The 15,468-nt window shown below is 52.8% G+C and carries 12 protein-coding genes; 5 read left to right on the top strand and 7 right to left on the bottom strand.

Annotated elements, in window-relative coordinates:
* Nucleotides 1-3 precede the first annotated feature (3 nt).
* Nucleotides 4-804 (bottom strand): YdcF family protein, encoded by an 801-nt coding sequence (locus tag NA330_RS00645; protein WP_023242334.1) that lies wholly within the window; start codon nucleotides 802-804, stop codon nucleotides 4-6.
* Nucleotides 805-867: 63 nt separating this feature from the next.
* The gene (gene hrpA / locus NA330_RS00640) at nucleotides 868-4,770 is read right to left on the bottom strand and encodes an ATP-dependent RNA helicase HrpA (RefSeq protein ID WP_023137906.1); all 3,903 of its coding nucleotides are present in this window, start codon (nucleotides 4,768-4,770) and stop codon (nucleotides 868-870) included.
* A 200-nt stretch (nucleotides 4,771-4,970) separates the two neighbouring features.
* Here hrpA and azoR point away from each other — a divergent pair, with 200 nt between their 5' ends.
* A complete protein-coding gene (gene azoR, locus NA330_RS00635) occupies nucleotides 4,971-5,576 on the top strand; it encodes an FMN-dependent NADH-azoreductase (RefSeq protein ID WP_000048924.1) in 606 nt (201 codons plus the stop codon).
* On the opposite strand, the gene NA330_RS00630 is transcribed toward azoR, so the two are convergent.
* The 4 genes from NA330_RS00630 to NA330_RS00615 form a co-directional block, all read right to left on the bottom strand.
* Nucleotides 5,573-6,022 carry a GFA family protein gene (locus NA330_RS00630; RefSeq protein ID WP_001518898.1) on the bottom strand — a complete coding sequence of 150 codons (450 nt, stop codon included), beginning with the start codon at nucleotides 6,020-6,022 and terminating at the stop codon, nucleotides 5,573-5,575. The two genes, azoR and NA330_RS00630, sit on opposite strands and share 4 nt — an antisense overlap.
* Nucleotides 6,023-6,165: 143 nt before the next feature.
* On the bottom strand, nucleotides 6,166-6,489 hold the full coding sequence (locus tag NA330_RS00625; protein WP_000760345.1) for a YdbL family protein: 324 nt from the start codon (nucleotides 6,487-6,489) through the stop codon (nucleotides 6,166-6,168).
* A gap of 7 nt (nucleotides 6,490-6,496) precedes the next feature.
* On the bottom strand, nucleotides 6,497-6,688 hold the full coding sequence (locus NA330_RS00620) for a YnbE family lipoprotein (protein WP_000784063.1): 192 nt from the start codon (nucleotides 6,686-6,688) through the stop codon (nucleotides 6,497-6,499).
* On the bottom strand, nucleotides 6,688-9,324 hold the full coding sequence (locus NA330_RS00615) for a YdbH family protein (protein WP_023194745.1): 2,637 nt from the start codon (nucleotides 9,322-9,324) through the stop codon (nucleotides 6,688-6,690). Before NA330_RS00615 ends, NA330_RS00620 begins: the two co-directional genes overlap by 1 nt.
* 239 nt (nucleotides 9,325-9,563) lie before the next feature.
* Between NA330_RS00615 and ldhA the strand changes: the two genes are divergently transcribed.
* On the top strand, nucleotides 9,564-10,553 hold the full coding sequence (gene ldhA / locus NA330_RS00610) for a D-lactate dehydrogenase (RefSeq protein WP_000762206.1): 990 nt from the start codon (nucleotides 9,564-9,566) through the stop codon (nucleotides 10,551-10,553).
* 110 nt (nucleotides 10,554-10,663) lie between these two features.
* Complete coding sequence (gene hslJ, locus NA330_RS00605) at nucleotides 10,664-11,074, top strand: heat shock protein HslJ (protein ID WP_000725242.1); 411 nt, start codon at nucleotides 10,664-10,666, stop codon at nucleotides 11,072-11,074.
* 43 nt (nucleotides 11,075-11,117) lie between these two features.
* On the opposite strand, the gene NA330_RS00600 is transcribed toward hslJ, so the two are convergent.
* Entirely contained in the window at nucleotides 11,118-11,384 is a 267-nt protein-coding gene (locus tag NA330_RS00600; RefSeq protein WP_001200679.1) for a putative hemolysin, read from the bottom strand.
* On the opposite strand from NA330_RS00600, the gene NA330_RS00595 reads away from it, so the two are divergent.
* Both NA330_RS00595 and nifJ read left to right on the top strand, forming a co-directional pair.
* Complete coding sequence (locus NA330_RS00595) at nucleotides 11,288-11,599, top strand: hypothetical protein (RefSeq protein ID WP_031606601.1); 312 nt, start codon at nucleotides 11,288-11,290, stop codon at nucleotides 11,597-11,599. The genes NA330_RS00600 and NA330_RS00595 overlap by 97 nt on opposite strands.
* Nucleotides 11,600-11,659: 60 nt before the next feature.
* Nucleotides 11,660-15,184, top strand: a complete 3,525-nt coding sequence (gene nifJ, locus NA330_RS00590; RefSeq protein ID WP_023242335.1) for a pyruvate:ferredoxin (flavodoxin) oxidoreductase — start codon at nucleotides 11,660-11,662, stop codon at nucleotides 15,182-15,184.
* Nucleotides 15,185-15,468 lie beyond the last annotated feature (284 nt).

Here is a 15,468-nt window from a genome sequence, read left to right as displayed (position 1 = left end):
TTTTTAGCGTAAAGCTCTCTGTTCTAACGCACTGCGCAGCGTAGTATCTGCCTGCAATACCTGCCATGCCTTTTCAATATCGCGTGGGATATCAACGTGAATGATAAAATCTTTACCACGCGGTCCATACCCTGTTTCATCGTCACGCAAACGTGGCAGCTCGCCGGCAATCAGAGACAGATAACGCTCCACCGTCCAGATGCCCTCTTCAACGTTGGCAAAATGTGTACCGCCGTTAAGGTGGCGCAGTACCGGAACAAAACCAGGAAAACTCAGCCAGCGCGGCGCATCGGTGTCGTCGTCTGTCACGCGCCGGAATGCCGCGATAGTGCGCCGCTGCATGGTGGGGTCTTGCACAACGATAGCCGTGTTAATGTTTTCTTTCGCCTGACGGATCAGTGCGCAAGAGAAACGGGCATTTTCGCCGCAATTAGTTGACCGATCTTCCAGCCAAATTTTCTCAGCCGGAATATGCCAGAACTGGTTCGCGATATCCGCGAGGATCGCGGCTTCAGCGCGTCCGGTTGTACGAATAGTGTGGTAGCGCGGATGCCGGGCAATCACGGCGTACAAAAACGGCGTCGAATGACCTATACCGCCGCTAATCAGTAAAGGAACGCCTTGCGCTTTGGCGATGCGACAGGCCGCGTCGATAGTGGGGATCACCGCATTGCCCGCCAGGACGACGCAATCCGACGAATAAGGTTGTTCGCCGGAAAAATCATTTTGCGCCAGCCACTGTCCGACGGTATTCACCGCCAGCAATGTTTCCGCAGAGAGCGCCGGAAATGGCGTTGTATTCATAATTCCTCCTTTTTGTTCCGAACTTGTACCGGATCTCTTTGAAAGACATCGTCGCCTGGCTTTTTAGGCCGTAATCTGATCCATGGCCTGTAAAATACGCTTATCGGAAATAGGATAAGGCGTACCGAGCTGTTGCGCGAAATAACTGACACGCAGTTCTTCAATCATCCAACGGATCTCTTTAACATCATCATCTTCGCGACGCGCTGGAGGCAATTTATTTATCCATTGTTGCCACGCCTGCTGGACGCTTTCGACTTTCAGCATTTGCGCCCGATCGCGGTGCGGATCGACAGCCAGTTTCTCCAGCCGCTTTTCAATTGCCTGCAGATAACGCAGCGTATCGCCGAGACGTTTAAAGCCGTTGCCAGTCACAAAACCACGGTATACCAGACCGCTCATCTGCGCCTTGATATCGGAAAGCCCCAACGCCATGCTCATATCCACCCGCCCTTTCAGACGCTTATTGATATTGAATACGGTCGTCAGGATCCGCTCGACCTGCTTCGCGATATCCACCACAGTATCATTCAGCTCGGCGCGTACCTTTTCGTGCAGCGCGGTGAAACCTGCTTCGCTCCACACCGGTCCGCCGTTGGCATCTATCAGCTTATCTACCCCGCAGGCGATACAGTCATCAATCAACTCCAGTACTTTGCCGTACGGGTTAAAGTACAGTCCCAGCTTGGCTTTATTCGGCAATTTCTCATGCAGATACTTAATCGGTGAAGGAATATTGAGCAACAGCAGACGGCGTAAACCGCACCACATCGCCTGTTGTTGTTCCAGCGGATTATCAAACAATTTGATAGCGACGCTGTCACGCTCATCCACTAACGCCGGCCACGCCTTCACTTTATAATTACCGCGTTTCTGTTCGTAGCTTTCCGGCAGCTCGCCGAAACTCCAGATATGCAGCCCGCTCTGCTCGATGCCGTCATCCGCCACCGCCGAGAGCGTCTCCTGCACTTTGCCTTTCAGCGCATTTTTAAGCTCGGCGAGCGAACGCCCTTCCTGCAGTTTCTTGTTTTTGTCATTCACCACGCGAAACGTGATTTTCAGATGCTCGGGCACCTGATCCCAATGCCAGTCTTCCCGGTCGACCGTGACGCCGGTCATCCGGCGCAGTTCACGCTCCAGAGCGTCCAGCAGCGGCAGCTCCAGCGGCGTTACGCGACCTAAAAAAGCTTCAGCATAGTTTGGCGCCGGAACAAAGTTGCGACGTACCGGTTTTGGCAACGATTTAATCAGCGCAATCACTAATTCACGGCGCAGCCCCGGGATCTGCCATTCAAAACCGCTCTCGTCAACCTGGTTAAGTAGCGGCAACGGAATATGGACGGTCACGCCGTCAGCATCCGCGCCCGGTTCAAACTGATAGCTCAAACGCAGCTTGAGATTGCCCTGGTGCCAGAAGTTCGGGTAATCCAGTTTGCTGATTTTTTCCGCGCCTTCTTTAATCAGCATACTTTTTTCAAAGTTGAGCAGATCCGGCGTCTCGCGGCTGATTTTTTTCCACCAACTATCAAAGTGGCGGGCGGAAATAACGTCATGGCTAATACGCTGGTCATAAAACTCAAACAGGGTATCGTCATCCACCAGGATATCGCGGCGGCGAGATTTGTGCTCAAGTTCCTCGACTTCCGCACGCAATTTTAGATTCTCACGGAAGAAGGCATGACGGGTTTGCCAGTCCCCCTCCACCAGCGCATGGCGGATGAACAACTCGCGACACAACGCCGGGTCAATCTGGCTGTAATTCACCTTGCGCGCGGCGACAATCGGCAGACCGTAGACAGTAACCTTTTCCGTCGCCATCACCGCGCCTTGCGCCCGCTCCCAGTGCGGTTCGCTATATGAACGTTTAATCAGGTGCTGGGCTACCGGTTCCACCCATTCTGGCTCAATGCGGGCAGCGATGCGCCCCCACAGGCGGCTGGTCTCCACCAGTTCTGCGACCATTGTCCATTTCGGCGGTTTTTTGAATAAACCGGAACCGGGGAAAATAGAGAATCGGGCGTTACGCGCGCCGGTGTACTCTTGTTTATCGGCATCTTTCATCCCGATATGCGACAACAACCCCGTTAACAACGCAACGTGAATTTCCCGGTATTCTGCGGGTTCGCTGTTTACCGGAATCCCCAGTTCTTTTACCACCTGACGCAGTTGGGTATAGATATCCTGCCACTCACGCACGCGTAAATAGTTCAGATAGTCGGTGCGACACAGACGGCGGAATTGATTCGACGACAGGGCCTTTTGTTGCTCGCCGAGGTAATTCCACAGGTTAACAAACGCCAGAAAATCGGACTCCTTATCATGGAAGCGCCGGTGTTTCTCATCGGAAGCCTGCTGCTTATCCACTGGGCGCTCGCGCGGATCCTGAATAGAGAGTGCGGAAGTAATGATCATCGCTTCGCGCACACAGCCATGCTTTTGCGCTTCCAGAACCATACGCGCCAGGCGCGGGTCGACCGGCAACTGGGATAATTGTCGGCCCAGCGGCGTCAGCTTATATGCCGTTTGCTGTTCGTCGGCGGTAATCGCCCCCAGCTCTTCCAACAAACGCACGCCATCCTGAATATTGCGCTTATCCGGCGCTTCGACAAACGGGAAGGCGGCAATGTCACCCAGCCCCAGGGCGGTCATCTGCAAAATAACCGACGCCAGGTTGGTACGTAGAATTTCCGGGTCGGTAAATTCCGGACGTGACAAAAAGTCATCTTCCGAATACAGACGAATGCAAATCCCTTCCGATACGCGTCCGCAACGCCCTTTACGCTGGTTGGCGGAAGCCTGTGAGATCGGTTCAATCGGCAGGCGCTGCACTTTAGTGCGGTAGCTGTAGCGGCTGATGCGCGCAGTGCCAGGATCGATCACATACTTGATACCCGGCACCGTCAGCGACGTTTCCGCCACGTTAGTCGCCAGCACGATACGGCGTCCGCTGTGCGACTGGAAAACGCGGTTCTGTTCGCTGTTCGACAAGCGTGCATACAGCGGCAACACTTCGGTATGCCGTAAGTTCAGCTTGTTCAGGGCGTCGGCGGTATCGCGGATTTCCCGCTCTCCGCTCATAAAAATCAGGATATCGCCGGGACTTTCACGCCCCAGTTCATCGACAGCGTCGAAAATTGCCTGTAGCTGATCGCGTTCAGTGTCGTCAGCCTCTTCCACAATGGGGCGATAACGAACTTCTACGGGATACGTTCGGCCAGAGACTTCAATAATCGGCGCGTTATTAAAGTGGCGCGAGAAGCGTTCCGGGTCGATGGTCGCAGAGGTAATAATCACTTTCAGATCGGGGCGACGCGGCAGAAGCTCTTTCAGATAGCCGAGCAAGAAGTCAATATTCAGGCTGCGTTCATGCGCTTCATCAATAATGATGGTGTCATACTGCATCAATAGCCTGTCCTGCTGGATTTCCGCCAGCAGGATACCGTCCGTCATCAGTTTGACCATGGTGTTGCTACTGACATGATCGCTGAAACGAACTTTATAGCCGATGCAGCCGCCAGGCTCCGTTTGCAACTCTTCGGCAATACGGTTAGCGACGGTGCGCGCCGCCAGGCGACGCGGTTGAGTATGCCCAATAAGTCCTTTAATTCCGCGTCCCAGTTCCATACAAATTTTCGGCAACTGGGTGGTTTTACCGGAACCGGTTTCCCCTGCCACGATCACCACCTGATGATCGCGGATCGCTTCCAGAATGTCCTGTTTCTTCTGGCTAACAGGCAGATTTTGCGGATAAGTGATTGAGGGGCGCGCCGCTTCGCGGAGGGCGACCTGCGCCGCAGCCTGTTCAATTTCTTTCGCCATCGTCTGGAAAATGGCCTGTTGCGCATCAGGATTTTTTACTTTCTTTACGCCATGCAGGCGGCGCGCAAAGCGCTGTTTGTCGCGCAGCATCAGTGCATCCAGCCGCTGCTGTAACACCTGAAGCGTCAACATAGATTGTTCAGTCATAAAGCTCTTGGGCAGCATTCTGCCTGTTTAAAATCGTTTTAAATGATAGGTATAGAGTACCACATTGGGGCTTTTTTTGTGTTGTTCAATAATTTCGAACAAAGGGTTCGATATATTGCGCTATCCCTGCGACATATTTGTGAATAAAGTGTCAACAAGCAACGGGGCACGCCCCTTCAAACACATAAAAGGAAACACCCATGAGCAAGGTATTAGTTCTTAAATCCAGTATTCTGGCAGGGTACTCTCAGTCTGGTCAGTTGACTGACTATTTTATTGAACAATGGCGCGAAAAACACGTCGCAGATGAAATTACTGTCCGCGATCTGGCGGCCAACCCTGTTCCGGTGCTGGATGGCGAGCTGGTGGGCGCGATGCGTCCGGGCGATGCGCCTTTAACGCCACGTCAGCAGGACGCTCTGGCGCTGTCTGATGAACTCATTGCTGAACTGAAAGCCCACGACGTCATCGTTATTGCGGCGCCGATGTACAATTTCAATATCCCGACGCAGCTGAAAAACTACTTTGATCTGATTGCCCGCGCCGGTATCACTTTCCGCTATACCGAAAAAGGCCCGGAAGGTCTGGTAACCGGTAAACGCGCGGTGGTTCTCTCCAGTCGCGGCGGTATCCATAAAGACACCCCGACGGATTTGATTGCGCCTTACCTGAAAGTGTTCCTTGGTTTTATCGGTATTACCGACGTGAATTTTGTCTTTGCCGAAGGCATCGCCTACGGGCCGGAAGTGGCGGCTAAAGCCCAGGCCGACGCAAAAGCCGCGATTGACAGCGTAGTGGCCGCTTAAATATTTTTGCCTCCCGTTTCGACGGGAGGTGACTTCTTCGGTTCGTAGCGCAAATATCCTACCACGCCGCTACTGCCGCCATCGCTGGGATGCGTTACCCCATCATTGACTTCAACGCAGGCGAAATCAAAAGGCGACACATTTTCGATGCACGCCACATTGACCCCATATTGATCGGGATTGGATCGACGTTGATGAAAAGTATATATCCCGCATACCGAACAGAAAAAATGCACCGCCTTGCCCGTATTGAAGCGATATTCGGTAAGCTTATCCTGCCCTTTTAGCACTTTAATACCCGATAGCGGCGCAGACACTGCCACCGCTCCGCGCATCCGGCAAAACGAACAGTTGCAGCGCCTGGCGGTATGAAAGCCATCGCTAAGTTGAACGGTAAACACGACGCTGCCACAATGGCAGGCAGCAGATAACTTTTCAGACGTCATACCTGGTTACTCTCGCGAATAGTGATACCAGTCAACAGTATAGAAATGGCGTTTCCGGTTCGCCTAATATAAATACGACCTTCGTATTCAGAAATTACCCATATAAAAATGCATTTTGCGGTAAAAAAATTGTCGGAAAGCGGTTATTTACGCATCCATTTGCCATTAATTCCCTGGACATATTCTCCCGGCCTGGCGCGCTCAACTAGTTTTTGCCCTGCCATCTTCGCCACCTCGTCCACGGGAAGATGATTGCTATCCGCTAACTGCTGATAACTGGCGCGGCGGGCATGATTAATATCAAGCACCAGTTTCTGGGTTTCGGCATCATTCTTTAAGGCCACCAGATAGCCATTCAGCGTTTCCCCGACCCGGCCCTGCGTGCGCGCTTCGTCCAGGGTTAAGGCCCACACAGAAGGTGTGAGCAAGCTCAGCGTCAGCACCCATAGTATTAAATACTTTTTCATTATGGCCTCAGAATAGATCGCTGCGTGATTTCAGGAGTTCTTCAACGTCTTTATCGACTTTGATATGTATTTCATGCTCGATCTTTACATTCATGTTGATGGTAATCGGCTGTTCCGGCGCGGCGACTTCAATACGTGGCGTGCAGCCCACCACGATAAATGACGCAAGCGCTGACAGCATGGCAATACTCATTTTCATTATTTATCCTCACAGTCCTTGTCTTTCCGGCAAGGAGGTTGCGGCAACGCTGTATTTTGTTCAAGCCATGCCTGTAAATTGTCGCCAAAACGCAAACTGCGCCACAGCGTAAACACATTTTCTTCATGGGTATAGTTCAAGTTAACGATCGCGGTTTTACCATCTACCCGGCTTTTGCCGGTAATAGCCGCCTGCATCGTTAGTACGCCCAGGTTATCAACGTTAATTTTCGTCCACGAATGCGTAATCTCCATATAACGTAGCCAGTTAATCGCCGAGCCTGCCGTAACATTATCCTTCACCACCGCATCCGCAGTATCTTTATCGATGCGCAACGTCATTGGCCCGGGATTCGTAAGCCAGCCATCTTTGATTATCCATTTTTCATTGTTCAGCCACAGCGGCAGCGCGCCGCTGACCGGACCAGACATGGCGAATTGCTTTGGATTTATGGCGCTAATCAATTCGCTGGATGAAATATTTTGCACCCGCAAAAGCGCCGGGTCGTGCTGCGGCATTCGCAACTGTTTCATAATGATTTGACCGCCCAGCACGTCTACGCTGACATCGCTTAGCAGTAATGGATTCGACTCGCTCCAGGGATAACCGCCCTGTAAATCAGCGGTGATATTTTTCGCCGTGACCTGGTTAACTATCCCGGCAATACGCAGCGAGACGGGCCCGCGCGTCCCCAATTGCCACGCGCCGTTGTGGAAGCGAAATGGCAGAATGAAATCGACGCCGTTGATTTTGTTATCCGGCATCCAGGCGCTACCGCCTTTTAACACGCCGTGTCCACCTGCTTCAAACCCCTGCCCCTGTGCGGCGGAAAAAGCCACCTGCGCATACAGTGAGCCTTCGCGCAGCGTCATTTTCCAGTCCGGTGGAAGCAACGGCTGAAAAACGATAAGCGACTGCTTCGGCCACCAGGCCTGCCCGCGAAGGCGTTCGCCATCCCAGCGCCCATTCAGCCGTACCGGCCCTATCGCCCCCGCCCGGAGGTCGCCTTTAAACTGGAACAGGGTTGGCTCGCGCCCTTCAACGCTAAAATTAATGGTAGAAGGCGGCAGCACGCTCCCGCTGGTAAATACGGTTTTTCCCGCCTCCAGAGACAGCGCGCCCTGTAGCGACGGCGTTGTGGCGTCGCGAACCCAGACAATAGGTTTATTCAGCGCCAGTCTTGGCGATGTGACGGTCATTGCGCCATAGTGCAACTGATCAAAACCGGTGGACAAACTGGTCAACCTGATGGTGTTATCATGCCATTCGCCCTGTCCGGCAATATCCCAGCGGGCGCGCATTGGCGTAAAGCTTCCTTGCCCCCAATAGCGCCACCGCCAGCGACCAGCATCAGGGAGAAAATCATTCGCCAGGCCATCAAGATGAAGAACGAAATCGCCCATCTCATTTTCGTGCGCCCGTAAAATAGCCTGTAATCGACCATCAACGCCGCGCGGCGTCACCTTAACGCCCGCCAGCGGCCAACGAATTTCATCAATATCTAACGCATCAATCACCCGTCCGCGCGAGCGTAGCAATGCGCCAGGTGCAAAGGTGAGCTGCGGATCGGCCAGACTGCCGCGGAACATAGCGGGCAATACGGCATAAAAGATTAAATCCTTCTGTTTAGCCTCGCCGGTAAGCTGTAGAGGCATCTCACTGCTATCCATGCTGAGTTTTCCCGGGCCGATAGTCAGTACCGCGTTCGCTTTACCGGCATCGCCCTGGGTCAGAATATTCAGGCGTCCGCTGACTCGCGCATTATCTGGCCCGGCTTGCCAGTTATCGATATTAAAAGCCAGACGTCCGCTCAAGGGGAATCCCTGATATGGCCAGTTCCAGCGGCCATCGCTGATGGTAAGCCGCTGACGCGTTACCGCCCAGGGGAGATCGAGAATCGGGTCAGGATTACCTCGCGCCATCACGATGAGCTGTCCGGCGTTATCACGCCACTCCAGTTCCGCATCCACCAGCAACGGTTCCTGCGGCAGACGCAAGGTCGCTGCCGCATGACCGCTGACCGGCAGGCCATCCGGTACCAGCGGCAACATAAACTCCCCCGCCAGGCTAACGGGAGGCTGGTTGGCCAGCGCGGCGATCTCCAGTTGGCTCACAGTCAATGCCTGACCGCGTAGCTGCCCTTGAAATTTTACTTTTTCGCCCTGATAACGTATCTGCTGAATGACCGGCGTCATGGAGATCGCCAGCTTGCCCTGCCATTCCGGCCAGGGCGCGAGAATGACATTATCGACGTTAATCCAGGTATTGGGCAGCATTGACTGCCACTGCGCCAGCGTACGCGGCGCGGCGGGAGAAGCTTCCGTAGCGGGCAGTTTCGCCAGGCATGCGGCATCCAGTTTGAGGCTTTTAATATTCAGCAACCAACGGCTGGGATGCGTCAGTTCCGCCTGGGTAATATGCGCTAACGAACAATCATTGACCAGATAGCGAAGATCGGGAATCACTAACCCATGACGTGTCAGGCGTGGACTTTGTTCCAGAGCGATACGGGTACCGACGGGTAGCCAAATTCCCGCCAGAGTGGGAACCCACAGCCCGAGGGTCATCAGTAGCGTCAGAGGGATAAGAATCAGCAGTAACAGTAGCGCAAGGGCGGCTTTATATTTACCCTTCATGGGCCATTAATTTCCTGATTTAACGAAAAATTCAGTCGGCTATCTCTTTATTTTGGCATGATTGCCCGTACATAGCCTAATAGTTCATGTTGCAGGGACGCCCTCCGGCTATTTGAGGCGTTGTGGAGAATGATAACCTAAAATTATTCATTATATGTATGACTATCAATTATTTTTGATTTTTTGTAAGATAATTTTAAGCATATTTGTGTGATTCTAACATCACTGGAGAAGGTCATATGAAACTCGCCGTCTATAGTACCAAACAGTATGACAAGAAATATCTACAGCAAGTGAACGAAGCGTTCGGTTTTGAACTGGAGTTTTTTGATTTTCTGCTAACCGAGAAAACGGCGAAAACCGCCAATGGATGTGAAGCAGTTTGTATCTTCGTGAATGACGACGGGAGCCGACCGGTACTGGAAGAGCTGAAAAAACACGGCGTGAAATACATCGCGCTGCGTTGCGCCGGATTTAATAATGTCGACCTGGATGCCGCTAAAGAGCTCGGTTTGCAGGTGGTGCGCGTACCGGCTTATTCTCCGGAAGCCGTCGCTGAACATGCGATTGGCATGATGATGACATTGAACCGCCGTATCCACCGCGCTTATCAACGCACCCGCGACGCTAACTTTTCCCTTGAGGGACTGACCGGCTTTACCATGCACGGAAAAACCGCTGGCGTCATTGGTACCGGTAAAATCGGCGTCGCCGCGCTGCGTATCCTGAAAGGCTTCGGAATGCGTTTACTGGCGTTTGATCCCTATCCCAGCACCGCCGCGCTTGACCTCGGCGTAGAGTATGTGGATCTGCAAACGTTGTTTGCCGAATCGGATGTCATTTCCCTGCACTGCCCGCTCACGCCGGAAAACTACCATTTACTGAACCATGCGGCATTCGATCAAATGAAAAATGGCGTTATGGTCATTAATACCAGTCGTGGCGCGCTGATTGATTCCCAGGCGGCTATCGAAGCTCTGAAGAATCAGAAAATCGGCTCGCTGGGGATGGATGTGTATGAAAACGAACGCGACCTGTTCTTTGAAGACAAGTCAAACGATGTTATCCAGGATGATGTTTTCCGCCGTCTGTCGGCCTGCCATAACGTACTGTTTACGGGGCACCAGGCATTCCTGACCGCAGAAGCGCTGATCAGCATCTCTGAAACCACGTTACAAAACTTAAGCCAGCTTGAGAAGGGCGAAGCCTGCCCGAACGCGCTGTTCTAATCCTGTCGCTCCCCTGCGCTCAGGGGAGCATTTTCGGATAACCCCTGAAGATCTATCCGGTCATATCATTACTATAGTCAGTGTTAACAATCAGATTACAGAGAATATCAATGAAGAAAATCGTCACGCTGGTCGCCCTGAGCATCATAATGACGGGGTGTGTGAGCAGTGGAAAAGTGTCCGTCAAACGCGAGCAACTGGAGCACCACCGCTTTGTTCTGGAAAGCGTAAACGGTAAAACGGTCACCGGCCCGGAGCTCAGCTTTGGCGAGGACATGACGGTATCCGGCAAAATGTGCAATCAATTCACCGGCGAAGGAAAACTATCGGACGGCGAATTAAAAGTGAAAAATTTAGCGATGACCCGAATGATGTGCGCCGATCCGCAGCTTAATGCGCTGGACGGCACCCTCAGCGAGCTCTTCAGCAAAGGCGCGCAGGTCGATTTAACCGCGAACCAATTAACGCTGGCGACCGCAGAAACAACGCTAATGTATAAACTGGCGGATTTAGCGCACTAAGCCATTAAGTGAAAAGTTATACGCGTCAGGCGAAACGCCGCGCTTAATAACTCCCGCAATTTCCGGCGGCAAGCGACTGTTCGCTACAACGTTTGCCGTTGGGTAGCGCGCACATACCAATTACTGAACCATCAAGCTGCCGGGCCGCTGAAAGCGAACCGCCAATCATAGCGCAATTCGCTTCGCCGGCGCTGGACATCGCCGCTTTCATCCCTGGCGAAACATGCGCCGCAGTTGCCTGCTGAACAGGCTCGCTACTGCAAGCCGACAATAATAACGCGGCACATCCCACCCAAAACGCTGCGCGCATTTCTCTCCCCTCTGTTTATTCATCCAAACGACACCGCCCTAAATAATAGGCAGCAGAAACTGACGCGTCGAGAGGCAAAGCGCGCATTTATGCGCTTCATTAACATTTATTGGCAATTTTTTACGTCTTTTCGGCAAGAAATCGCCATTCTCCTCCCGCCAGGGACACAAAAGCGAAAATGGGGCTTGAAGGGCTTTGCTAAAATAAAAGGATAACTACAGGATGCGCTCACGATTATGCGTGTCCCTCTTTTTTGCGCAATGTAAGGGTGTCATATGCAAACAATTGACGGTAATGGCGCGGTAGCGTCGGTGGCGTTCCGTACCAGCGAGGTTATCGCCATTTACCCGATTACGCCCAGTTCAACAATGGCTGAACAAGCGGATGCCTGGGCCAGTAATGGGCTTAAAAATGTCTGGGGCGATACGCCGCGTGTGGTAGAGATGCAGTCGGAAGGCGGCGCGATCGCCGCCGTTCACGGTGCGTTACAAACCGGTTCGCTTTCTACGTCATTTACATCATCGCAGGGGCTGCTGCTGATGATTCCAACGCTGTATAAACTGGCGGGGCAGCTCACGCCGTTTGTACTGCACGTTGCCGCACGCACCGTCGCCACACACGCGCTTTCTATTTTTGGCGACCATTCCGATGTGATGGCGGTCCGCCAGACAGGCTGCGCGATGTTATGCGCCGCCAGCGTTCAGGAAGCGCAGGATTTTGCGCTGATCGCGCACAGAGCTACGCTGAAAAGCCGCGTTCCGTTTATTCATTTTTTTGATGGCTTCCGCACATCGCATGAAATCAACAAAATTATACCGCTAACGGATGAAACCATTCTGAACCTGATGCCGCAGGCGGAGATCGACGCTCACCGCGCCCGCGCGCTGAATCCGGAACATCCGGTGATTCGTGGAACTTCAGCGAATCCGGATACCTACTTCCAGTCTCGCGAAGCGACCAACCCGTGGTACAACGCCGTTTATGATCATGTTGAAGAGGCGATGAAGGCATTTGGCGACGCTACGGGCCGTCAGTACCAGCCATTTGAATATTATGGCCATCCCCAGGCTGAACGCGTCATCATTATGATGGGCTCCGCCCTCGGCACCTGCGAAGAGGTCGTGGACGAGTTACTGATACGCGGAGAAAAGGTCGGCGTTCTGAAAGTCCGTCTGTTCCGCCCCTTCTCCGCCAAACATTTGTTACAGGCATTACCGGAAACCGTTCGCGCTATCGCCGTGCTGGATCGCACCAAAGAGCCTGGCGCGCAGGCCGAGCCGCTTTATCTGGACGTGATGACCGCACTGGCGGAAGCCTTTAATAATGGCGAGCGCGAAACGTTGCCGCGCACCATTGGCGGCCGTTATGGGCTATCATCCAAAGAGTTCGGCCCGGCGTGCGTACTGGCGGTCTTTAATGAACTCAGCCGCGCGAAACCCAAACCACGGTTTACGGTGGGCATTTATGATGACGTTACTAACCTCTCGCTGCCATTACCGGAAAATACCCTGCCCGGCAGCGCTAAACTTGAAGCGTTATTTTACGGCCTGGGAAGCGACGGCAGCGTATCCGCCACGAAAAATAATATTAAAATTATCGGTAATTCTACGCCGTGGTATGCGCAAGGTTATTTCGTTTATGACTCTAAAAAAGCTGGCGGGCTCACGGTATCGCACCTGCGCGTCAGCGAAAAACCCATTCGTTCCGCTTACTTAATTGCTCAGGCGGATTTTGTCGGCTGCCATCAATTACAGTTTATCGATAAATATCAGATGGCGGAGCGTCTAAAGCCCGGCGGTATCTTTCTGCTTAATACGCCGTACAGCGCCGACGAGGTCTGGTCGCGTCTGCCGCAAGAAGTTCAGGCGGTGTTGAATCAGAAAAAGGCGCGTTTTTACGTGGTTAACGCGGCGAAAATCGCCCGCGAATGTGGACTTGGCGCCCGCATCAATACCGTCATGCAAATGGCTTTCTTCCACCTGACGCATATTCTTCCGGGCGATAGCGCCCTGGTTGAGCTGCAGGGCGCGATTGCCAAAAGCTATAGCAGCAAAGGTCAGGATCTGGTTGAGCGTAACTGGCAGGCATTGGCTCTGGCGCAGGAATCGCTGGCGGAAGTGCCGTTGCAGGCGGTTAATCCGCACAGTGCGCATCGCCCGCCGGTCGTCTCCGACGCCGCGCCGGATTTCGTGAAAACCGTTACCGCCGCAATGTTGGCGGGCCTTGGCGACGCACTGCCTGTTTCCGCGCTGCCGCCGGACGGAACATGGCCAATGGGCACCACCCGCTGGGAAAAACGCAATATCGCCGAAGAGATTCCTGTCTGGAAAGAGGAACTGTGTACACAATGTAATCACTGCGTCGCCGCCTGCCCTCACTCGGCGATTCGTGCAAAAGTCGTTTCCCCGCAGGCGATGGAGAACGCGCCAGCCAGTCTGCATTCGCTGGACGTGAAGTCCCGCGATATGCGCGGCCAGAAATATGTGCTGCAGGTCGCGCCGGAAGACTGTACTGGCTGTAATTTATGCGTAGAGGTCTGCCCGGCTAAAGATCGGCAAAATCCACAGATCAAGGCGATTAACATGATGTCGCGCCTTGAGCATGTGGAAGAAGAGAAAGTGAATTATGACTTTTTCCTCGACTTACCGGAAATCGATCGCAGCAAACTGGAACGAATTGATATCCGCACATCGCAGCTTATTACGCCGCTGTTTGAATATTCCGGCGCCTGTTCCGGCTGCGGTGAAACGCCGTATATTAAACTGCTGACTCAGTTATATGGCGACAGAATGTTAATCGCTAACGCCACGGGGTGTTCCTCTATTTACGGCGGTAACTTACCCTCAACGCCTTATACCACCGATGCCAACGGACGCGGCCCGGCATGGGCGAATTCGTTATTTGAAGATAACGCGGAATTTGGTCTCGGTTTCCGTCTGAGCGTGGATCAGCACCGGGCGCGCGTCATGCGTTTACTGGCGCAATTCGCCGATCGCATTCCGGCGGAATTAAACGATGCGCTGCATGCCGAAGCAACGCCTGACGTTCGGCGTGAGCAGGTCGCCGCATTACGCCAACATCTGAAATCGGTTGCGGGCGCAGAGGAACTGTTAAAGGATGCTGATGCGCTGGTAGAAAAATCAATCTGGCTGATTGGCGGCGATGGTTGGGCATACGACATCGGCTTTGGCGGTTTAGACCATGTGTTAAGCCTGACGGAGAATGTCAATATTCTGGTTCTGGATACGCAGTGTTATTCCAATACTGGCGGCCAGGCGTCGAAGGCGACGCCGCTTGGCGCCGTCACTAAGTTTGGCGAACATGGCAAGCGTAAAGCCCGTAAAGATCTTGGCGTCAGCATGATGATGTATGGTCATGTTTATGTCGCGCAAATTTCGCTGGGCGCGCAGTTAAACCAGACGGTGAAAGCCATCCAGGAGGCCGAAGCCTGGCCAGGACCGTCGCTGATCATTGCCTATAGCCCCTGTGAGGAACATGGTTACGATCTGGCGCTAAGCCATGACCAGATGCGCCAGTTAACGGCGACCGGTTTCTGGCCGTTATACCGCTTTGATCCCCGCCGCGCGGATGAAGGCAAGCCGCCGCTGGCTCTGGACTCTCGGCCACCGTCAGATGCGCTTGCGGAAACGTTGCTTAATGAACAGCGTTTCCGTCGCCTGAATGCGCAACAGCCTGAAGTAGCTGAACAATTATGGCGAGATGCCGCATTGGATTTGCAAAAACGCTATGACTTTCTTGCCTTGCTGGCAGGAAAAGCGGAAAAACCCGGCGCAGATTAAAAAATATTCTAAGGATTAACCTGGAAACAAAAAAAGCCCGAACATTCGTTCGGGCTTGTCAATTTATACGCTGGAAAGCAAAGGTTAACGCAATGGCCCAGCGACAAAATGAATATGTGACAATAAAGGCATATAACAGGCGTAGAATATCGTAACCGAATGATATTGTATAATTTTTATTTCGTATAATACTCCCAAAAGCATTCGTATAAATTATATCTATTTCACTGCGAATTATTTCATTAATTATTGAATTAAACGGTAACATCTCTTTTTAGGTCTTT

Source organism: Salmonella sp. NW722 (genome assembly GCF_051702785.1).
GTDB lineage: Bacteria > Pseudomonadota > Gammaproteobacteria > Enterobacterales > Enterobacteriaceae > Salmonella > Salmonella enterica.
The sequence above is the reverse complement of the archived record's forward strand: the minus strand, read 5'-3'. Positions and strand labels throughout refer to the sequence as shown.